A 19,534-nucleotide genomic window follows, 5' to 3' on the forward strand; every position below is an offset into this window, starting at 1 on the left:
GCTTCTCCACCCCGGAGCACACCCCATGATGAATCGAAACACCTTGCTGGCCCTGCTGGCCGCGCCGTTGCTGCTGCTCGCCGCGCCGGCCCATGCCGCGCTGCGCGTCCTCGCCTGCGAGCCCGAGTGGGGCGCGCTGGCCCAGGAGCTCGGCGGCGACCTGGTCGACGTGTCGGTGGCCACCAGTGCCCTGCAGGACCCACACCAGATCCAGGCCAAGCCGAGCCTGATCGCCCGCGCGCGCAACGCCGACCTGGTCGTCTGCACCGGTGCCGAGCTCGAGATCGGCTGGCTGCCGGTGCTGCTGCAGCAGTCGGGCAACGCGAAGCTGCAGACCGGCCAGCCGGGCAACTTCGCGGCCGCCGATGTCGTGCGCAAGCTCGACGTGCCGGGCCAGCTCGACCGCGCGCAGGGCGACGTGCACGCGGCCGGCAACCCGCACATCCAGACCGATCCGCGCAACATCGCCCAGGTGGCCGCGGCGCTGGGCGCGCGGCTGCAGCAGGTCGATCCGCCGCATGCCGGCGAGTACGCGCGCCGGCTGGCCGACTTCTCGCAGCGCTGGCAGCAGGCGGTGGCACGCTGGACCGCGCAGGCCGCGCCGCTGAAGGGCGCTGCGGTGGTGTCGCAGCACAAGGCCTTCGTCTACCTGTACGACTGGCTCGGCCTGAAGGAGGTCGCGGTGCTCGAACCCAAGCCCGGCGTCGAACCCACGGCGTCGCACCTGCAGGCGGTGCTCGCCACGCTGAAAGGCGCGCCGGCGCGCATGGTGCTGTATTCGGCCTACCAGGACCCGCGCCCCTCGGAGTGGCTCAGCAAGAACGCCGGCATCCCGGTGGTGAAGCTGCCCTTCACCGTCGGCGGCACCGACGGGGCGAAGGACTTGTTCGGCCTGTTCGACGACACGCTGGCCCGCCTGCTCGCCGCCGGAGCCAGGCAATGAACTGGAGCGCGCTCGACTGGGGCATTCTCGGCCCGGCGCTCGTCGCCGGGCTGCTGGTGCTCGCGACCCACGTGCCGCTGGGCACGCAGGTGCTGGACCGCGGCATCGTCTTCATCGACCTCGCGATCGCGCAGATCGCCGGGCTGGGCGTGATCGCCGCCGACGCGTTGGGCCTGTCCGAAGGCGGCGTCGCGGTGCAGGCGGCCGCGGTGTGCGCGGCCCTGCTCGGTGCGCTGCTGCTGACCTGGACCGAGCGGCGCGCGCCGCAGCAGCAGGAGGCGCTGATCGGCGTGATGTTCATCCTCGCGGCCTGTGCCGGCATCCTGCTGCTGGCCGGCAACCCGCATGGCGGCGAGCACCTGAAGGACCTGCTGGTCGGCCAGATCCTGTGGGTCAACACGACGCAGCTGCTGTGGCTGGCCGGGGTCTCCGCGCTGCTGCTGAGCGCGCTGTGGCTGGGCTGGGTCGAGCGCCTGGGACGCTTCGGCTTCTATAGTGCCTTTGCGCTCGCGGTCACGGCGTCGGTGCAGGTGGTGGGGGTGTACCTGGTGTTCTCCAGCCTCATCATCCCGGCGCTCGGCACCCGTGCGCTGCGCGGGCCGCGACGCCATGGTGCCGCCTACGGCATCGGGGTGCTGGGTTATGCGCTCGGGCTCGCGCTGTCGGCGCTGTTCGACCTGCCGTCCGGCGCGGTGATCGTGTGGGCGCTGGCGGCCTGTGCGGCGCTGTTCGCGATGCTCGGGCGCCAAGGGGCCGCAGCGCCGTGAGCCTTGTCGTCGACGCTCCGGCGCGGCCGACACCGCAGCGTGCAGGCCAAAGTTTCGCCCGCGCTCAGTCGGCCCGGCGCAATTCCGGATGCGCCGCCAGGGCCGCGGCGAGTGCCGGATCGAGGGTGGACCAGTCGACGCCACGCGCCACGGCGGCGTAGAGCCGGTGCACCAGCGGATTGCGGTGGGCGCAGTAGTTGGTGAGCGGAACCAGCCGGTGGCCCAGGTCGATCTTGGGGCCGTAGCCGGTCTGCCCGCTCTGGAGGGCGCGCGCGCCGATGGTCACGGCGCGGTCCACGGCGGCGTCCCACAGGCGGAAATACAGCAGCCACTCGCGCGGCCGTCGGTAGTCGATGCCGATGAACTTGTTGATGAACCGGCCGGCGAACTCGAAGCACAGCATGAAGGCCACCGCGTCCCCGGTGGCGTGTTCGCGCAGGACGATGAAGCTCGCCGCCGGCTCGGCGGCGACGAGCTCGAAGAAGCGCCGGTTCAGGCGCTCGAAGCGCGTCGTCGCCTTCTCGTAGGTCTGCCAGAACAGCGCGAACAGGGCGTCCAGGGTCGCGGCATCGGGCTGGCGCAGCAACTCGACGTCGAGCGCCACCTGCTCTTCACTGCGGCGCAGCTTCTTCTTGAACAGGTGGCGCTGCTTCGTGCGCAGCGACTGCAGGTACTTGTCCTTCCCGCCCGCCGGCAGGTCGACCACCGTGCCGGGAAAACTGACCAGCCGGAACAGCCCGGACTCGCGCGCCAGCGCCCCGAGCGCCGCGTCGCAGTCGACCGGGAAGTCCTTCCATACCCGCAAGGCGGCGCCGGTGCGGCGCATCTCGCCGCGCAGGGCGGCATCGATGCGGCGCAGCGCCAGGGCGCTGTCGACCCCCGGCAGCAGGCCGATGTGGCCCTCGTCCGTGCAGGGCGAGCCGACGAACAGCGTGCGCTGCGCGCGCAGCCAGGGGAGCACGTGGCCGAGTGCGTCCACCCAGGGCAGGAGCGCGGGCGGCACGACCAGCCGCATGGGCACGTCCATCACGAAGGTGGGCGCCATGGCAACCACCGAGCCGCCCTGCCGCAGCAGCAGGTAGCGAAAGCTGAACTGATCCTCCAGGCCGCTGCGCTCGAGCGCGCGATACCACCAGCAGCCCTCGAGCGGCGGCGCAAAGCACTGCGCCCACAGCGAGGGCGGCACCTCGTCGGCGCGCGCGACCCAGACGGCCTCCAGCGGCAGGTCGCTCATCCCCGGGAGGCCAGCAAGGCACAGCCGGCCACGATGGACATGATGCCCAGCCAACGCGCGAGCGGCAGCGATTCTCCGAGCAGCCAGGCCGAGCCCAGCGCCGCCGCCACGAAGCTCAGGGCGCCGAGCGGGTAGGCGATGCTCACGTCGAGCCGCTGCAGCGCCGCGGTGTAGAGCACTGCCTCGACCGCGAACAGCGCAACGCCCCCGGCGATCCACGGCGGGCGCCGCCGCGGCTGCTGCGTCGACAGCTTCAGGCAGATCTGGGCCAGCGCCTCGACACCGGCACAAACCAGCACCAGCAGCATGCCGAGCAGTGTCGTGCTCACGGGTGCACCCTGCGCACTTCGTGCGGTCCCGCCGAGCTCACGTCCGACCCTCGCGACTCGGCGGGCCGGCGCAAACCAGCGCCACCCCGATCAGCACCAGCAGCACACCGGCCAGCTTGGCGGCGTCGAGCCGTTCGCCGAACAGCCCAACCGAGAGCAGGCAGACCGACACATAGCTCAGCGAGGTGAGCGGCTGGGCATAGCTGAGGTCCGCGCGTTCGAGCACGAGCAGCCAGTTGACGAGCTGGACCAGGAACACGCCGAGCACGAGCAGGGGCAGCGGGTCGTGCACGACGGCATCGAGCAGCACGGTCGGCGACAGGCTCGCCGGCAGGCGTGTCGCGGCCAGCTTCCACAGCAGCTGGCCGGCGGTGTCGAGCGCGATGGCGAGCACCAGCCCGGCGACGAGCAGCCGCCGGCTGTTCGCGGCGTGGGGTGCACTGAACGAGGCCTTCGGCACGGTCATGGCGGCGACGACGGACGAGCCCGCCGCACCTTGATTGGCCCATTCAAATGCATGCCTTTCGATCTGCCTGCCGGTGGCGCGAGTTGCGGCCCCTTCGGCGACGGCGCCGATTATCGGCGACGCCATGTCTCGCGCATTCGTCGAAGGCCGGCAACGGGCACCGCTGTGCAGTGGGCCTCGAAAACTTCGAAAGGCCCACCCGATCCGACCCGTGGTTTCCCTCCTCCGCGACAGGCTCGTGACAGACGACAGCCAACCATAATGACAGAGCGATAGAGTGTGAGCGATGCGTGGTGCTCGGTCTGGCAAACTGCCGCCGCCGTTGGGTTATCCTTGAATAGGCCTCTTCAAATGACAACGCTAGAAGCTCTGCGCACACTCGCCGAACGTGAACTGGACGTCGATGTCAACGCGCTCGATCCGACGACACCCCTGACCGAGTTGGGGGTCGATTCGCTCTCGCTGGCGGATTTCATCTTCAAGGTCGAAGACCACTTCCATGTGGTGATCGAGATGCAGCAGCTCGCCCCGAATCTGACCCTGGCCGACTTTGCCGACAAGGTCGACGCCGAACTCAGGAAGAAGCCCGCCGCGTCGATGCCGGGAACGTGACGTGGAGCGGGTGTTCATCACCGGCATGGGCGTGCGCAGCGCCGTCGGCAACGGGCTGGATGCCTTCTGGCGTTCCTTGATGGGCGGGCGCTCGGGGGTGGGCCGCTTCGAGGGCGATGCGGGCCGTGGGCTGCAGCCCTATGCCGCAGCGGCGGCAGACCTCGATCCGGCGGAGATGCCGTCGAAGCTGCTTGCCAACCGCACCGACCGTGTGACCCAGCTCTCGCTGCTGGCCGTCGGGCAAGCCTTGCGGCAGGCCGAATCGTCGCCCGAGGGCCGGGTGCCCGAGCGCAGCGGGGTGTATTGGGGCACCGGGGCAGGGGGGGCCGGCTCCACCGAATCGGCCTATCGCGAATACTACGGCGCGGCCGCGCCGCGCATACCGCCGCTGACGGTCGTGATGAGCATGGTCAATGCCGCGGCGGGGCAGATCTCCATCGAGCACGCGCTGCGCGGACCGCTGCTCGCCTTCTCGAATGCCTGTGCTTCGGCCGGTCAGGCGATCGGCGAGGCCTTGTTCGCGCTGCGCGCCGGGCGCGCCGATCTGCTCGTCGCGGGCGGTGCCGACGCGATCCTCTATCCGGGCTGGGTGCGTGCCTGGCAGGCGCTCGGCGTGCTGGCCCCACCCGACGGCGAGGTCGCGCACGCCTGCAAGCCCTTCGACGCCCGGCGAGCCGGGCTGGTGCTTGGCGAAGCGGCGGCAGCGCTGGTGTTGGAGACCGAACAGCACGCCCGCCGCAGGGGCGCCCGGCCGCTGGCCGAGCTGGTGGGCTACGGCGTCAATGCCGATGCGCAGCATCTCTCCAAGCCCGACCTCGGCGGTCAGGTGCGCGCGATGCAGGCCGCGCTCGGCGACGGCGGGCTGCGGCCCGATGCCATCGGCTATGTCAATGCGCATGGCACCGCCACCGCCACCGGCGATCCGGTCGAGGTGGCGTCGTTGCAGGAGGTGTTCGGCGGTGCCGTGCCGTGGACCAGTTCGACCAAGGCGCTGCACGGCCACACCATGGGCGCATCGGGGGCGCTCGAGTTGGTCGCCGGCGTGCTGGCGCTGCAGCACCGCGAGATCCCGCCGCAGTGGCACACCGAGCAGCCCATCGCGGGCGCGCGGCTGGCCTTGCCCGGTGCCGCCGCATGGCCTTCGGGCGCCGATGCGGTGCTGTCGAACTCGTTTGCGTTCGGCGGCTGCAATGTCTCGCTGGTGGTTCGTGCACTGTGAGCCCGGCGAACCGGCGCCACGCCCCAGGCGGTTGCGGGGCGGCGCTCCGATCGCAGCGCCTGCCCGGATCGAGATTCAAGGATGAACGTGTCTGCCGTCAATTCCCCTGCTTCACCTGCACGCCATCGCGCTCCCCTCGACTGGAAGATCCTGTGTGATTTCGACGGCACGATCAGCACGACCGACGTGACCGATGCGCTGCTGAGCGCCTTCGGGCGTCCGGGCTGGGCAGCGCTCGAAGCCGGCTGGCTGCGGGGCGAGATCGGCTCGCGCGAGTGCATGGCCGGGCAGATCGAACTGCTCGACATGAGCCGCGCCGAGCTCGACGCCGCGCTCCTGGAGATCGAGATCGATCCGGCGTTCGTGCGCTTCGTCGAGATCGCGCGAGCGCTCGGCATGCCCCTGAGCATCGTCAGCGACGGCCTGGATCACGTCATCCGCAGCGTTCTCGCGCACCACGCCATCGACGGCGTTGCCGTGGTCGCGAATCGGCTGCTGCAGGTCGGCGAACGAGCCTGGCGTCTGGAGTTTCCGAACGCCCACGCCGACTGCCGCCGCGCCAGCGGCAACTGCAAGTGCGCGCTGGCGCAACAGCGTCGCCAGGACGCGCGGGTCCTCTACATCGGCGACGGCGCGTCCGACTTCTGCGTGGCGCACCGCGTCGATTTCGTGCTCGCCAAGGACAGCCTGATCGAGTACTGCGCAAGCAACGGCATCGAGCACAAGCCGATCAGGGATTTCGAAGAGGCGCTTTCGACCTTGATCCAGCTCGGCAGCAGGAGCCGCAGTCAGATGACCCGCGTCGACGGTGGGCTGGCGTGATCAAGGACATCGCTTTCCAGCTCGACGCGGGCCGCACGGGCATCCTGCTGATCCACGGGCTGACCGGTACGCCCAACGAAATGCGCTCGGTCGCGGTGGGTCTCCACCGCGCGGGCTTCACCGTCTCCGCGATGCAGCTCGCCGGCCATTGCGGCAGCGAAGAGGACTTGCTGAACACGCGCTGGCCCGATTGGTACCGCAGCGTCTGCGAAGCCGCGGACAAGCTGCGCGAGCGGGTCGACCACCTGTTCGTGGCCGGCCTGTCGATGGGCGGGATCCTGGCGCTCAAGCTCGCCGCCGAGCGGCCGCAGGCCGTCGATGGGGTGATCGTCTACGGCGCGAGTTTCCGCTACGACGGTTGGAGCATCCCCTGGAGCTCGCGCCTGCTGTCGCGCCTGCTGCCGCTGGCGCGCCCGCTGCGCATCGGGCGCCATCGCTGCTTCATGGAGCAACCACCCTACGGCATCCGTGACGAGCGGCTGCGCGAGGTCGTGGTCTCGCTCATGAGCAGCGGCGACAGCACGCTGGCCGGCCTGCGCGGCAATCCGTGGCACTCGCTGGCCGACATGTATGCGTTGTCGGCCGTCGTCCAGCGGCAGTTGCCCCACGTGACGGCCCCTTGCCTGGTGATTCATGCGAGCGAAGACGACGTGGCGAGCGTCAAGAACGCCCATCTCATCGTCGAGCGCGTGCGCGGACCCGTCGAGCTGGTGCTGTTGCACGACAGCTACCACATGGTGACGATCGACCGCGAGCGCGCGGTCGTGATCGAGCGCACCGCGGCCTTCATGAAGCGCGTCGCCGCCGTGTCGATGCAGGCCGACCCGCCGGCAGCCGGCGCGGCAGCCGCTCTGCCGTCCGGCGCGCTGCAGCCCGGCTGAGCCGCGTCGGCTCATACCAGGTCGCGTTCGCCCGTATCAAATCACCCGACGCCCTCGCCAGCTCTCACCACCGCCGCATGCGACGGTATTCACGTCCGCGAAGGCCGCGGTGGTGGCCAGCGCTGCGGTGGGTTGCTGTGTGGAGTGAAGTAAAGGAGGAGGACCGGGCGTCAGCCCGGACCGGGGGACATGAACGCAACACAGCGACCCGGCGCAGCGCCCCCGCTGACGTTTGACTTCAGCTTTCTGCACAAGACTCCGAACACCGCCACCAGCCCTGGCCCTAGCTTCAATTCGGATGCGTTCGAATGCAATGCCGTATCAGCCGGCTTTCTTGGCGCGCAGCAGCAACTGGTCGAGCAGCACCATCGCCTGATCGATTTCCGCGTGCGTGATGTGCAGCGACGGCGCGAAGGTGATGACGTTCTTGTAGTAGCCCCCGACATCGAGCACCAGGCCCATCTGGCGACCCTGGTGCTCGAGCGTGCCGCTCAGGCCGATGTCGACCATGCGGTCCAGCAAGGCCTTGTTCGGCGTGAAACCGTCGCCGGTGCAGATCTCGGCCCGCAGCGCCAGGCCGAGGCCGTCGACGTCCGCCACCTCCTTGTGCCGGCGCTGCAAGTCTTTGAGGCCCTCCAGGAAATAGGCGCCTTTCTCGGCCACGCTGGCTTCGTAGCCGCCCTCGGCCAGCATCTTCATCGTCTCCAGGCCCAGGGCGGTGCCGAGCGGATTGGAGGCGAACGACGAATGCGTCGATCCCGGCGGGAAGATCGTCGGGTTGATCAGCTCCTCGCGGGCCCAGAGCCCGGCCAGCGGATTGAGCCCGTTGGTCAGCGACTTGCCGAACACGACGATATCGGGCTTGACGCCGAAGTGCTCGATCGCCCACAGCTTGCCGGTGCGGTAGAAGCCCATCTGGATCTCGTCGGCAACGAACAGGATGCCGTGCTCGTCCAGCACCTTCTTGAGGCCGATGAAGAAGTTGCGCGGCGGTATCACGTAGCCGCCGGTTCCCTGGATCGCCTCGGCGTAGAAGGCCGCGTACTCCGACTGGCCGACCTTGGGGTCCCAGACACCGTGGTATTCGGTCTCGAACAGGCGCGCGAACTCCGCCACGCAGTGTTCGCCGTACTCCTCGGCCGTCATGCCCGGCGGGCGACGGAAGGGGTAGGGGAAGGGGATGAACTGCGCGCGGTCACTGAAGTGGCCGAAGCGGCGCCGGTAGCGGTAGCTCGAGGTGATGGCCGAAGCGCCGAGCGTGCGCCCGTGGTAGCCGCCCTCGAACGCGAACATCAGGCTCTTGCCGTTCGACGCATTGCGGACCAGCTTGAGGGAGTCCTCGATCGACTGCGAGCCGCCGACATTGAAGTGCACCCGCCCGGGCAGGCCGAACTTGCGTTCGGCGTCTTGCGCGATGAGCTTGGCGAGCTCGATCTTGGTCGGATGCAGGTACTGGCTGGCGACCTGCGGCAGGATGTCGAGCTGCCGCTTCAGCGCATTGTTGAAGCGCGGATTCGCGTAACCGAAATTGACCGCCGAGTACCACATCTGCAGATCGAGATAAGGGATGCCCTGCGCGTCGAACATGTAGCTGCCTTCGCAGCGCTCGAAAATCTTGGGCGGGTCGACATAGTGGACGGTGTCACCAAAGGAGCAGTACTTCGCCTCGTCGGCGAGCAGATCGACAGTCATTTGTTCAGCCTTCAACGGGAGATCACCGAGTGCAAGTGCCACCCTCGGTCCGGGTGCAGCGCAGGATCGTATGCCACGCGCCATGCTGCAAAGCCCGGCTTTCCTGACGATTTGCCCGTCGGCGCAGCGCGGGAAATCAGTACTTCCACGCGAGTCCGACGAGGGCCGTGTTCTGCTGCTTTTCCTGCACCAGCGGGCTGCGGGCGGCGTCGCCCATCAGGCGCAGCCAGGCGACGGACGCGAGCAGGTGCCAGTGGGACGCGAGGCGCCAGTCCAGTGCAATCTCCACGGCAGCGTTCTGCCAGCTCGCGCCGGGTCTGAACTCGGCGTAGCCGCTCGCTGCAGCACCTGCGGCCTCGACGCCGTAGAAGGCCCGGGCCTGGCGCGCGTTGTTCCAGGTCAGCGTCGGCAGCAGCGTCAGCTCGACATCGGTGGTGAGCTGCAGCGGCGCATAGATGCCGACGTTGAGGGTGCTGCCTTGCGGGCCGCGCAGCGCGGATCGCAGTTGCGCGAACACCGGCACGCCGAACACCGCGACATGCCCCTCGACGCCGGCATCGACGGCGCCGGGCACGTCGGGCAGCCCCTGCAGGCGCTCGCTGCCGTCCGCCGTGCTGCCGAAGCTCGGCCTGCTGCTGCCACGCCCGGAGCGGTAGCCGAGCAGCACGCTCATGCCGGCGCGCTGGTCGTCGATGAAGGCCCAGCGCAGCGCGGGAGGGAGTGTCAGGGAGCCGCTGTCGAGCGAGACGGTGCCGAAACGCTCGGTCCGGTAGTCGGCGTCGACCCAGATCCGGGCACGTGCGCTCGAGGTGCCGCTGCCGCTGTAGTCGGGCAGGCGGGCCACGCCGGCCCCGGCCTCGAAGCTCAGCGGCCGGTCGGCGCGCGAATCCTCGGCGACAGCGGGCGTGCAGAGCAGACCACCGACGCCCGCGGCCACCAGGAGCAGGGCGGGCGGGCTCATGACGACGGCGCTTGCCCGGTCGCATCCGGCACCGGATCGACGGCGCAAAGGGCCGTGACGAGCGCCGGCGTGGGGGTGAAAGCCATCGCGTTTCAGTGTAGCGAACGCCGTGCCCACCGCCACGGAGGCGCCCGGGCGGCACCCGCCGCCGACGCGCGGCGGTCGGAGCCGCGGCCTTAGCGGGGCTGCCGCACGATGCGCAGATAGGGTCGGGGCGCCTGCCAGCCGTCGGGGAACAGCTTCTTCGCGTCGTCGTCGGACACCGAGCCGGCGATGATCACGTCGTCGCCCGGCTTCCAGTTGGCCGGTGTTGCCACCTTGTGCTTGGCGGTCAGCTGCATCGAATCGAGCACCCGCAGGACCTCGTCGAAGTTGCGGCCCGTGGTCATGGGGTAGCTGAGCATCAGCTTGATGCGCTTGTCCGGACCGATGACGAACACCGTGCGCACGGTCGCGTTGGTGGCGGCGGTGCGGCCTTCGGAGCTGCCCGGCTCGTCGGCCGGGAGCATGTTGTAGAGCTTGGCCACGGCGAGATCGGTGTCGCCGATCATCGGGTAGCGCGGCCGGTGTCCCTGGGTCTGCTCGATGTCGTCGCTCCAGCGCGCGTGCTGGTCGACGGAGTCGATGCTCAGGCCGATGAGCTTGGCGTTGCGGCGCGTGAACTCGGGTTCGATGCCCGCCATGTAGCCCAGCTCGGTGGTGCACACCGGCGTGAAATCCTTCGGGTGGGAGAACAGGATCGCCCAGCTGTCGCCGATCCACTGGTGGAAGTCGATCGGCCCCTGGGTCGTCTGGGCCTTGAAATCGGGGGCCAGATCGTTGATGCGCAAAGACATGTTCGCTCCTCGTGCGGCGCTGTCAGGCCTCCCGCGCGGATGAAGCCGCGTTCGCTGCGATGGCCGCCGCCGCCGCCGCAGAGCCGAAATCGATGGTCGATATTACCGGTCGCGGTCGGCGCACGGCAAGGATGGACTCTCCGGCACGGATCGCCCTGACCGGCTGACACGACGCCGATGGCGAACGCGGCGGGCAAGATGCCCGGAGCCGGCGAAGACACGGAATTGCCCGCCGGGCATAGCATTGGACGGGAGGCCTGCACGGCGGTTGCCGATGCGCGCAGGCGCCCCCCGCCGTGCGTCTGCCGATGCCCGGCGTTCGTGCGTTCCGTCAAACACACTGGAGACAACATGACAGCAGCAGGCAATCGTTCGCTCGGCATTCTTCTCGCGCTGGCCTTCGCCACCGGCGGCGCCCTGGCCGCCGGCAAGACCCTGTCGGTCACCGAGAAGGTCGACCTGCCCGTCGCCCCGGCCAAGGCCTTCGACACGATCAAGGACTTCGATGGCTGGCAGGGCTGGCATCCGGCCGTCGCGAGCACCGAGATCACCAAGGGCAAGGGCAACGCCAAGGGCACGGTGCGCGTGCTGACCACGAAGGACGGCGCCAAGATCACCGAGGAACTGCTGTCCTACAGCAGCTCGTCGATGAGCTACAAGTACCGCATCACGGATTCGCCGCTGCCGGTCACGGGCTACGTCTCGACCCTCAAGGTCGCGAAGGCGAAGGGCGGCTCCACCGTGGTCTGGACGTCCAGCTTCAAGGCGAAGGAAGGCACGCCGGACGCCGACGCGAAGAAGGTCGTCTCCGGTATCTACCGGGCCGGGCTGGACAACCTGGCGGCCACGCTGAAGTAAGCCGCGCGGCCGGTCGTCGCGCCCTGCGCCGGCGGTTCGGTGGCGCAGGCTTCGCCCGCCATGCGGCCGGTCAGGGCGTGCCGAGCAGGAAGTTCGTCGCGGGCTCGGCGGCCGCGATGGCGGGCACGCTGTCGTCCTTCAGCTCGACGCCGGTGAGCCGGCGCGCGCGCGCCTCGCCCAGCAGCCAGGCGAGGCGCCCGGCCGCCGCCGCCGGCGGCAGCCCTTCGGGCCTCACGTTGGAGATGCAGTTGCGCTCGGCATCGAGCCGCCCGGTCCGCGGCGACCAGGTGACGTAGATGCCCATGCTGTCGGGCGAGCTGAGGCCCGGCCGCTCGCCGATCAGTACGACGGCGAGCCTGGCCCCGAGCGCCTCGCCGATCGGGTCGCCGATGGCCACGCGCCCCTGCCGCACGATCGCGACCGGGGCCCAGCGCCAGTCCCGCGTCAGCACGCGGCGCAGCTCCGCGATGAAGGGGGCTGCGTGGCGCTCGATCGCCAGCGCCGACAGGCCGTCGGCCACCACCAGCGCGATATCGGCGCGCTCGTCGGCCGTGTGCGAGGCCAGCTGCGCGATCGATGTCTCATCGAGCCGGCGTCCGAGATCGGGGCGCTGCAGGTAGATGTGGCGATCGGCGGCGGCGCTGTGCAGCGCCAGCGTCGGCAGGCCCAGCGCGCGGATCGCCGCGTCGACGGCGGCGTGATCGAGCGCCCGGTGCACGGCATCGCGCGCCTGCGCGTGCGCGAGCTGGAAGGCGAGCTGCGGTGCGGTCGGCTGGCTGATGCCGCTGCGCCCGAGCCCGATGCGCGCGGGCGTATGGCGTCGCAGCACGCTCCAGGGGTTGGCGGTGACGGCATCGCTCATCGGAGTGCCTTCGTGCTCATGTACGGCGCTCCAGCAGGCGGCCGAATGCCGGCGGCATCAGCTCGGCCAGCCGGTCGGGCGCGCCGGGCTGCGTGATCTGCATGGCCTCCAGCCAGCGTTCGAACTCCGGCGCGGGTTTGAGCCCCAGCACGCGGCGGGCGTAGAGCGCGTCGTGGAACGAGGTGGTCTGGTAGTTGAGCATCACGTCGTCGGAGCCCGGGATGCCCATGATGAAGCTGCAGCCTGCGACGCCGAGCAGCGTCAGCAGCACGTCCATGTCGTTCTGGTCGGCCTCGGCGTGGTTGGTGTAGCAGATGTCGCAACCCATCGGCAGGCCCAGCAGCTTGGCGCAGAAGTGGTCCTCGAGCCCGGCGCGGATGATCTGCTTGCCGTCGTACAGGTACTCCGGGCCGATGAAGCCGACCACGCTGTTGACCAGCAGCGGCTCGTAATGCCGCGCCACCGCGTAGGCGCGTGCCTCGATCGTCTGCTGGTCGCAGTCGTGGTGCGCCTGAGCCGACAGCGCGCTGCCCTGGCCGGTCTCGAAGTACATCACGTGGGTGCCGCGCCGGCCGTCGTCGAACATGGCGCCGCGCTGCAGCGCGAGCGCCGCGGCGCGGGCCTCGGCGAGCAATGCCAGGTCGATGCCGAAGCTGCGGTTGGTGGCCTCGGTGCCGCCGATCGACTGGAACACCAGATCGACCGGCGCACCGCGCTCGATGCACTGCAGCGTGTTGGTGACGTGGGTCAGCACGCAACTCTGCGTGGGGATCTCGTAGCGCTGGATCACCGCGTCGAGCATCTGCAGCAGCCGCGTGACCTGGGCCACGTTGTCGGTCGCCGGGTTGATGCCGATCACCGCGTCGCCGCTGCCGTAGAGCAGGCCGTCGAGCACGCTGGCGGCGATGCCGGCGGCGTCGTCGGTGGGATGGTTGGGCTGCAGCCGCGTCGACAGGCGTCCGGGCAGGCCGATCGTGCCGCGAAAGCGCGTCTTCACGCGGCACTTGCGCGCGACCAGGATCAGGTCCTGGTTGCGCATGATCTTGCTCACCGCGGCGGCCATCTCCGGCATCAGGCCGCGGCTGACGGCCGCCAGCACCTCGCCGTCGACGGCGTCGCACAGCAGCCAGTCGCGCAGGTCGCCCACCGTCAGGTGCGCCACCGGTGCGAACGCGCCGGCGTCGTGCCCGTCGATGATGAGGCGCGTGACCTCGTCGTCCTCGTAGGGCACGAGCGCTTCGCTCAGGAAGGTCTTGAGCGGCAGCGCCGCGAGCGCCATCTGCGCCGCGGCGCGCTCCTCGCTGCTGCGCGCCGCGACCCCGGCGAGTTCGTCGCCGGAGCGCGCGGGCGAGGCCCGGGCCATCAGCGTGCGCAGGTCGGCAAAGACGTAGCGCCGCAGGCCGACAGCGTGCGCAAAACTCATGTCGCCATCATGCCGCAGCGAGCACCCGCTCGCGACGCTTGTGCGTCAGCATGAAGTAGCCGTAGCCGAGCGCGCCGAGCACGACGAACAGCACCGCGATCAGCAGGTTGTAGTAGACCATCGTGAAGAGGCAGACCACCGCGGCCAGCAGCGCGAAGCCGGGGAACCAGGGGAAGAGGGGCGCGCGGAACGGCCGCGCCAGCGACGGCTCGGTGCGGCGCAGCTTGAAGAGGCTCGCCATGCTGACGATGTACATCACGATCGCGCCGAACACGCTCATCGTCACGATGTTGGCCGTGAGCGTCTGGCCGCCGAACGAGAACCACTCGTCGCTGAAGATCGCGAGGATGCCCACCACGCCGCCGGCGATGATGGCGATGTGCGGCGTGTGGAAGCGCGGATGCACCTTGCCCAGCAGTTCCGGCAAGTAGCCGGCGCGAGAGAGCGCGAAGATCTGCCGCGAGTAGCCGAGGATGATGCCGTGGAAGGAGGCGATCAACCCGAACAGCCCCAGCCACACCAGCATGTGCAACCAGCCGCTAGACTCGCCGACGATCATCTTCATGGCCTGCGGCAGCGGATCGTTGATGTTGGCGAGCTTGCTCCAGTCGCCTGCGGCGCCGGCGAACAGCATCACGCCGGCGGCCAGCACCAGCAGCGTCAGGATGCCGGCGATGTAGGCGATCGGGATCGAGCGTTTCGGGTCCTTGGCCTCCTCGGCCGCCATCGCCACGCCCTCGATCGCGAGGAAGAACCAGATCGCGAACGGGATCGCCGCGAACATGCCGGGGATGGCCGCGCTGCTGAACACGTCCTGCCCCGACCAGCCGCCCTTCACGAAGTTGGCCACCGAGAAGCCCGGCGAGACGACGCCCATGAAGACCAGCAGCTCGAAGATGGCGAGCAGCGTGACGCAGAGTTCGAAGGTCGCCGCGATCTGCACGCCCAGGATGTTGAGCGTCATGAAGATCAGGTAGGCGCCCACCGCGGCCGTCTTCGGGTCGAGCGCCGGGAACTGCACGTTCAGGTAGGAGCCGATCGCCAGCGAGATCGCCGGCGGCGCGAACACGAACTCGATCAGCGTCGCGAAGCCCGCGATGTAGCCGCCGGTGGGGCCGAAGGCGCGCCGGCCATACTCGAAAGGCCCGCCGGCATGCGGGATCGAGGTTGTCAGCTCGGTGAAGCTGAAGATGAAGGTCGTGTACATCAGCGCGATGAACGCCGACGTGACCAGGAAGCCCAGCGTGCCGGCGCCGGCCCAGCCATAGCTCCAGCCGAAATATTCCCCCGATATCACCAGGCCGACCGCGATGCCCCACAGCTGCAGGGTCGTCAGCGTCTTGTTGAGCCCCGGTCCCGTACTTGTACTCATGCGAAATCCCTCCGGATGATGTGAAAGTCCCGCGGATGGCGCGGTGTTTGCATCAGCGTAGTGGCAGGGCCCCTGGAGCGTTAGCGGAAATCGGCAATGTTGGCGAGCACGGACAGCACGAACGGGGTGCCGCCTGCACCGCAGGCGGACGCGACCTGGCACGCCCGGTCGCTGCAATCGGCCGACGTGGACGAACACGCCTCGCACCTGAGCGGCTGGCGCCAGGAATACGACCAGCTCGGCGGCGGCGGCTTCACCGGCCGGCTCGACGAGGCCGTGAGCGACGGCGTGCAGCTCTTTCGCGAACGCACCAGCCACCGGCTGCGCCAGCGCTGCGAGGTGTGGCGGGACGCGGTCTGGTGCGGCATCACTGCGGCCGACGACGGTTCTCGCCTCGATGGCCGGCAGGTCGGCGCCGCGGGCATCATGGCCAGCGGCAGCGACGGCAGCTTCGAGCTGGTGAGTCCGGCCGGGCACGACATCGTCGGCTTCGTCGTCGCGCGCGATGCGCTCGCGCTGCACGCACCCCAACTCGCGCTCCCGCTCTCGGGCGGTGCCGCCTGGTGGCCGGTGGACCCGGTCCAGCGCCAGGCCGCCCTGGTGCACGCGCGCGCCATCCTGGTGCTCGCGGCGGCCGGCGTGGCCTGCGACCTGCGCACCGCGATGCTCGACGTGGTGGCCGGCCTGCTGGCCACACGCGGGCCCAGCCGGCCCGAGCGCGGCAACGCCAGCGCGCGGCGGCGGCTGGTGGCCCAGGTGCGCGAGCGGGTCGAGGCCTCTCCCGAGCGCGCGCCCAGCGTGCCCGAGCTGTGCACGGCGCTGCACGTGAGCCGGCGCACGCTGCAGTACGCGTTCGAGGACGAGGTGGGCGTCAACCCGCTCGCCTACCTGCGCAGCGTGCGGCTCAACGGCGTGCGCCGCCTGCTGCGCGAAGGCGCTCCCGGGCTCACGGTGCAACACGCGGCCGCCCGCTGGGGTTTCTGGAACCAGAGCGCGTTCGCGAGCGACTACCGGCGCCAGTTCGGCGAGCGGGCTTCGGACACGCTGGCACGCGGTGCTGCGAGCCACTCGATGTGAGGCGGCTGGGTACGGCTGTCAGTCCCGGCCCAAGACTGCCACGCTGGACTTCGCGCTCGATGCGAGTGTTGTTTGATTTTGTCTGATTGACATCGCCAGCCCCGAGCACGACACCACCTCGCGGACGCCGTTGATAGGGCCGGGCGGATTGGTGGTGGCGGGACGTGCTTTAGGCTTTGTCGCGACCTTAGTAGCAGCCTTCAATCGTCATGAAGCCCACCACGGAGTTGAACTTGCCGTTGTAGTTGGCGAACTCCAGTGGGTCCAGCGTCTGGTAGACGTGGGGTGCACGTCTGCCGAATACGTTCCCGGCAGCGTTCTTTTTCAGCTCCCAGTCACCGAGCTGTTGGAAGTTGCTCATGATCCCCGGGTAGGCGGGCTTGTCCTTGACGTTGACGAGATCGTGCCTTCCATCTTCGTGAAGCCTAGGCTGCCGCCCTTGAACGCGGGTAACGGTGGATCTCCGGGAACCCAGCAGTCTTTTCCTGGCCCTGCTCGCGCATCAAGTTGCGCATACGTTCTCCTGTGCGTCAAGGCCCCGCGTGGCCCACTGCTATGCCTCTTTTCCTTAACGAACCACACGGCCTCAAGCTTGAAATATAGGCTGGATTGCCGCCTCGTTTGCATACTTTGTCTCTAGTTTCTTTTCGCACCTTAACAAGGCCGCCTCGAAACCGGTGGCCGATCAATGAATAATATATTATTAATAATAATTATCAAAACCTGGCTCATGGAAAATATCTTATAAATAGATATATTTAAATCTAATCGGCGTTATCTATTGAGGTAATTTTTCTTGTTTCGTCATTTGTTAATATTCCAAGCTGCATTTCTGGATATATAGCCATAGAAGTAGGATTTTCTTCTAGTCGACCCACGCCCGGGTAGTACGTTTCAACTGAGCAGTTGGAAAAATACTTCGGTTCTTTTGAGGATATAGAATTTTGAGAGATATTGGTTGCCGGGGTTACATTGCAAGTGCTGTATGTTGTTTGATTCCCGTATTGGAGTTCTGTATTCCAGGATGTTTTTGTGGGTTTGTATTCTATTGGGTATGCATCTGTTGCGGTTAGTCGACCATACATTGATTTTTCTTGGTTGTAGGCATAAATAGGGCCTATGTGAGGGTAGCCAATCAAGTAAACATTCTTGCGGGTGGTTCCATCGGGAAAATTGGCTATTTCCAGTAGGTAAAAATCCCCACAAGTTTCCCTGGTGACGTCCCAGTTGGTGTTGGTGGTCGGATTTATATATCGAAGGGTGATATTTTTTATGACAGGGATGTCTTGTAATTTGCTGACCAAATTAGCGACGAACGTTGGATCTAAGCGTTCGACTTGATCGCGGCAATTGTCTCCCGGGGCAATACTTGGTTTAATGCTCTCTATTCGTGCACGCAAAGCCGCCTTAACGTTGCTCGCTGGAAGTAGCGATTCCGCTTTTCGATAGGCGTTACGGGCTGATATTCTTTGAGATAAGGCTAGCAATCCATGGCCGTAGTAAATCCAGGCTGTTGCGTCGCTTGGATCTATTATTAATCCTTCTTTGAAGAGTCGAATGGAATCGGTGTAGTTTTTATTTTTATAGGAATCAAAACCTTGGCGAAATAAATCACGTGCGATCGCCATTCGTGCACTTCTCGTCGGCTCCGCAAATGAAATGCTTGTTGCAATTAAAATACCGATCAAGTGTAGCGCAAGCCGAATAATAAAATTCTTCATTCGATGTACCTTGCAATATTTTAATCAATATCGGTCGATCTTAAATATTTGTATTGAGTTGGGATTGTATTGAGGATATTTACTGTATAAGACCGAACAACTTAGTGCCGATCTGCCTTCGGGCTCCATGGGTTAAATTTTGAAATTAGGTTTGCGTTTATCTCGATCTCAGTCTGTTGCTGATTATGTGATTGTTCATCTTGATTTGAAATAAATTTTGGGCGTGGTTTTTTATTTTTTTTATCCCATGGGTTGTCTTCAAGTTGAAGTGGCGATGCTAAGAGGTTGTTGGTCGAGTTCGGTGTGTTGGGGTTTCGACTGGGTAACCAAGGGCCTTCAATCGGGAGTGGCTCACCTCTTGCGGTTTTAATTTCTATGTCAGATGTGTGCCCCGCCTCGAAAGTAGAAATGTTTTCGCTAAGTTGATCAATTTGCTGTAGTGATGCAATGTGCCGCTCTCGAATATTTAACCATGCATTATTCTGTATTTCATTTACAATACTTGATTGGTTCCCTTGAATTTTTTCATGAATTTTCTCAGTAGCATTTTGAATGGTTTCGTATGATCTCTGTGAATTCGTTGAAGCTTCTTCGTTGTCGGGGTTGCGGTTCGTTGCTAAACCGAGAAGCGCACCAAATAGCTTCCCCACGACAGTAGCACGTCGGTTAGCTTGGTCTTGGGATATCGCCGCAGCCCGCAGTTGCTCTTGTTGATACCGTAAGGCCTCGTTACGGCGTTGAGCTTCTGCTGCAACCATTGTTTCGGTTTGTCTAGAGGTGTTGCCTTGTTGAATTGTTATCTGTTGTCGGCGATTGGCCTGCTGTTCTTCATAACGTTCGTTTTGCTCACGCGCAAGCGCGGCTTCTCTGATGCGGTCTCTTTCATTGGAGTTCATCTGAATACAAATCGACCGAATTTGTTCGCCTTGTTCATGAGCGGCATCTCTTTTTCGGACCATTTCCTGCATTAGTGAAATTCGGCGTTGCGTCGAAATATCTCTGCAATTAAGAATTAAACCTTTCGATGTATAGGCTGAACAATCCATAAACGCTAAGTCATACCGATTTTCCTCGGCTCGGAGTTTGTCGTATTGATTTTTGCAATCGGCGGCGCTTTGAAATGTTTGAGCCAAACATTGAGGCGGCATAAATATTGCTATTACGGCAACGTAAAATGTTCTGTTCATGGTTATTGATCCGGGAGTTAGCAAGATATTAAATCTGGCTATCCGCAATGTGCTCTTGCGCGTTGACAAGTCAGTCTATGCAGTTGGTGGGGCGTGTCAATGACTTTGGGAGGTACCGCTTGATCCTAGGGGCTGTGACCTAAGCTTTCGGACCTATGGTGTCCTTCGCCATTTCCTCTTGATCTGAGATTGGGTTAACTTTGATGAGGTCATCTAAATAGATCGGCAATTTTTGAACGACGGCGCCCACCGGCATTTATAAATTAAAGTGA

At 65.8% G+C, this 19,534-nt stretch carries 20 protein-coding genes; 8 read left to right on the forward strand and 12 right to left on the reverse strand.

Annotated elements, in window-relative coordinates; translation table 11 throughout:
- Positions 1-25: 25 nt before the first annotated feature.
- Entirely contained in the window at positions 26-943 is a 918-nt protein-coding gene (locus tag ACQY9S_RS03025) for a metal ABC transporter substrate-binding protein (protein WP_428423095.1), read from the forward strand.
- On the forward strand, positions 940-1,710 hold the full coding sequence (locus ACQY9S_RS03030; RefSeq protein ID WP_428423096.1) for a metal ABC transporter permease: 771 nt from the start codon (positions 940-942) through the stop codon (positions 1,708-1,710). The genes ACQY9S_RS03025 and ACQY9S_RS03030 overlap by 4 nt, the downstream gene beginning before the upstream one ends.
- Before the next feature lie 64 nt (positions 1,711-1,774).
- Here ACQY9S_RS03030 and ACQY9S_RS03035 read toward each other — a convergent pair whose 3' ends face one another.
- Genes ACQY9S_RS03035 through ACQY9S_RS03045 form a run of 3 tightly spaced genes read right to left on the reverse strand, consistent with a single transcriptional unit; the run spans position 1,775 to position 3,739 of the window.
- Positions 1,775-2,944, reverse strand: a complete 1,170-nt coding sequence (locus ACQY9S_RS03035; RefSeq protein ID WP_428423097.1) for a GNAT family N-acetyltransferase — start codon at positions 2,942-2,944, stop codon at positions 1,775-1,777.
- On the reverse strand, positions 2,941-3,273 hold the full coding sequence (locus ACQY9S_RS03040) for an SMR family transporter (protein WP_428423098.1): 333 nt from the start codon (positions 3,271-3,273) through the stop codon (positions 2,941-2,943). Before ACQY9S_RS03040 ends, ACQY9S_RS03035 begins: the two co-directional genes overlap by 4 nt.
- A 37-nt stretch (positions 3,274-3,310) precedes the next feature.
- Complete coding sequence (locus ACQY9S_RS03045; protein WP_428423099.1) at positions 3,311-3,739, reverse strand: EamA family transporter; 429 nt, start codon at positions 3,737-3,739, stop codon at positions 3,311-3,313.
- Positions 3,740-4,090: 351 nt separating this feature from the next.
- On the opposite strand from ACQY9S_RS03045, the gene ACQY9S_RS03050 reads away from it, so the two are divergent.
- From ACQY9S_RS03050 to ACQY9S_RS03065, 4 genes are all read left to right on the forward strand, one after another.
- Positions 4,091-4,351, forward strand: coding sequence for an acyl carrier protein (locus tag ACQY9S_RS03050; protein ID WP_428423100.1), 261 nt, complete (start codon positions 4,091-4,093; stop codon positions 4,349-4,351).
- A 1-nt stretch (position 4,352) separates the two neighbouring features.
- Entirely contained in the window at positions 4,353-5,570 is a 1,218-nt protein-coding gene (locus ACQY9S_RS03055; protein WP_428423101.1) for a beta-ketoacyl-[acyl-carrier-protein] synthase family protein, read from the forward strand.
- Positions 5,571-5,651: 81 nt separating this feature from the next.
- Complete coding sequence (locus tag ACQY9S_RS03060) at positions 5,652-6,392, forward strand: MtnX-like HAD-IB family phosphatase (protein ID WP_428423102.1); 741 nt, start codon at positions 5,652-5,654, stop codon at positions 6,390-6,392.
- A complete protein-coding gene (locus ACQY9S_RS03065) occupies positions 6,389-7,273 on the forward strand; it encodes an alpha/beta hydrolase (RefSeq protein WP_428423103.1) in 885 nt (294 codons plus the stop codon). Before ACQY9S_RS03060 ends, ACQY9S_RS03065 begins: the two co-directional genes overlap by 4 nt.
- A gap of 321 nt (positions 7,274-7,594) precedes the next feature.
- Here the strand turns inward: ACQY9S_RS03065 and ACQY9S_RS03070 are convergent, their stop codons facing one another.
- The 3 genes from ACQY9S_RS03070 to ACQY9S_RS03080 all read right to left on the reverse strand — a co-directional run bounded on the left by ACQY9S_RS03070 (position 7,595) and on the right by ACQY9S_RS03080 (position 10,762).
- The gene (locus tag ACQY9S_RS03070) at positions 7,595-8,965 is read right to left on the reverse strand and encodes an aspartate aminotransferase family protein (protein ID WP_428423104.1); all 1,371 of its coding nucleotides are present in this window, start codon (positions 8,963-8,965) and stop codon (positions 7,595-7,597) included.
- 136 nt (positions 8,966-9,101) lie between these two features.
- The gene (locus ACQY9S_RS03075) at positions 9,102-9,926 is read right to left on the reverse strand and encodes a MipA/OmpV family protein (protein WP_428423105.1); all 825 of its coding nucleotides are present in this window, start codon (positions 9,924-9,926) and stop codon (positions 9,102-9,104) included.
- A 176-nt stretch (positions 9,927-10,102) separates the two neighbouring features.
- Entirely contained in the window at positions 10,103-10,762 is a 660-nt protein-coding gene (locus tag ACQY9S_RS03080) for a peroxiredoxin (RefSeq protein ID WP_428423106.1), read from the reverse strand.
- A gap of 351 nt (positions 10,763-11,113) precedes the next feature.
- Here ACQY9S_RS03080 and ACQY9S_RS03085 point away from each other — a divergent pair, with 351 nt between their 5' ends.
- Complete coding sequence (locus ACQY9S_RS03085; protein ID WP_428423107.1) at positions 11,114-11,620, forward strand: SRPBCC family protein; 507 nt, start codon at positions 11,114-11,116, stop codon at positions 11,618-11,620.
- Between the two features lie 70 nt (positions 11,621-11,690).
- Here the strand turns inward: ACQY9S_RS03085 and eutC are convergent, their stop codons facing one another.
- From eutC to eat, 3 genes are read right to left on the reverse strand one after another with little or no spacing between them, the layout of a single operon-like run.
- Positions 11,691-12,482 carry an ethanolamine ammonia-lyase subunit EutC gene (gene eutC / locus ACQY9S_RS03090; RefSeq protein ID WP_428423108.1) on the reverse strand — a complete coding sequence of 264 codons (792 nt, stop codon included), beginning with the start codon at positions 12,480-12,482 and terminating at the stop codon, positions 11,691-11,693.
- 16 nt (positions 12,483-12,498) lie between these two features.
- Complete coding sequence (locus tag ACQY9S_RS03095) at positions 12,499-13,905, reverse strand: ethanolamine ammonia-lyase subunit EutB (RefSeq protein WP_428423109.1); 1,407 nt, start codon at positions 13,903-13,905, stop codon at positions 12,499-12,501.
- 7 nt (positions 13,906-13,912) lie between these two features.
- Positions 13,913-15,277 (reverse strand): ethanolamine permease, encoded by a 1,365-nt coding sequence (gene eat, locus ACQY9S_RS03100; RefSeq protein ID WP_428423110.1) that lies wholly within the window; start codon positions 15,275-15,277, stop codon positions 13,913-13,915.
- Between the two features lie 96 nt (positions 15,278-15,373).
- On the opposite strand from eat, the gene ACQY9S_RS03105 reads away from it, so the two are divergent.
- Positions 15,374-16,354, forward strand: coding sequence for a helix-turn-helix domain-containing protein (locus ACQY9S_RS03105; RefSeq protein ID WP_428423111.1), 981 nt, complete (start codon positions 15,374-15,376; stop codon positions 16,352-16,354).
- A gap of 187 nt (positions 16,355-16,541) precedes the next feature.
- Here ACQY9S_RS03105 and ACQY9S_RS03110 read toward each other — a convergent pair whose 3' ends face one another.
- The 3 genes from ACQY9S_RS03110 to ACQY9S_RS03120 all read right to left on the reverse strand — a co-directional run bounded on the left by ACQY9S_RS03110 (position 16,542) and on the right by ACQY9S_RS03120 (position 19,262).
- Entirely contained in the window at positions 16,542-16,715 is a 174-nt protein-coding gene (locus ACQY9S_RS03110) for a hypothetical protein (protein WP_428425846.1), read from the reverse strand.
- A 403-nt stretch (positions 16,716-17,118) separates the two neighbouring features.
- Positions 17,119-18,075 (reverse strand): tetratricopeptide repeat protein, encoded by a 957-nt coding sequence (locus ACQY9S_RS03115; RefSeq protein ID WP_428423112.1) that lies wholly within the window; start codon positions 18,073-18,075, stop codon positions 17,119-17,121.
- A gap of 101 nt (positions 18,076-18,176) precedes the next feature.
- On the reverse strand, positions 18,177-19,262 hold the full coding sequence (locus ACQY9S_RS03120; protein WP_428423113.1) for a hypothetical protein: 1,086 nt from the start codon (positions 19,260-19,262) through the stop codon (positions 18,177-18,179).
- Positions 19,263-19,534 lie beyond the last annotated feature (272 nt).

Origin of the sequence: Methylibium sp., assembly GCF_965279545.1 — a bacterium.
In the GTDB taxonomy this organism is placed as follows: Bacteria; Pseudomonadota; Gammaproteobacteria; order Burkholderiales; family Burkholderiaceae_C; genus Methylibium.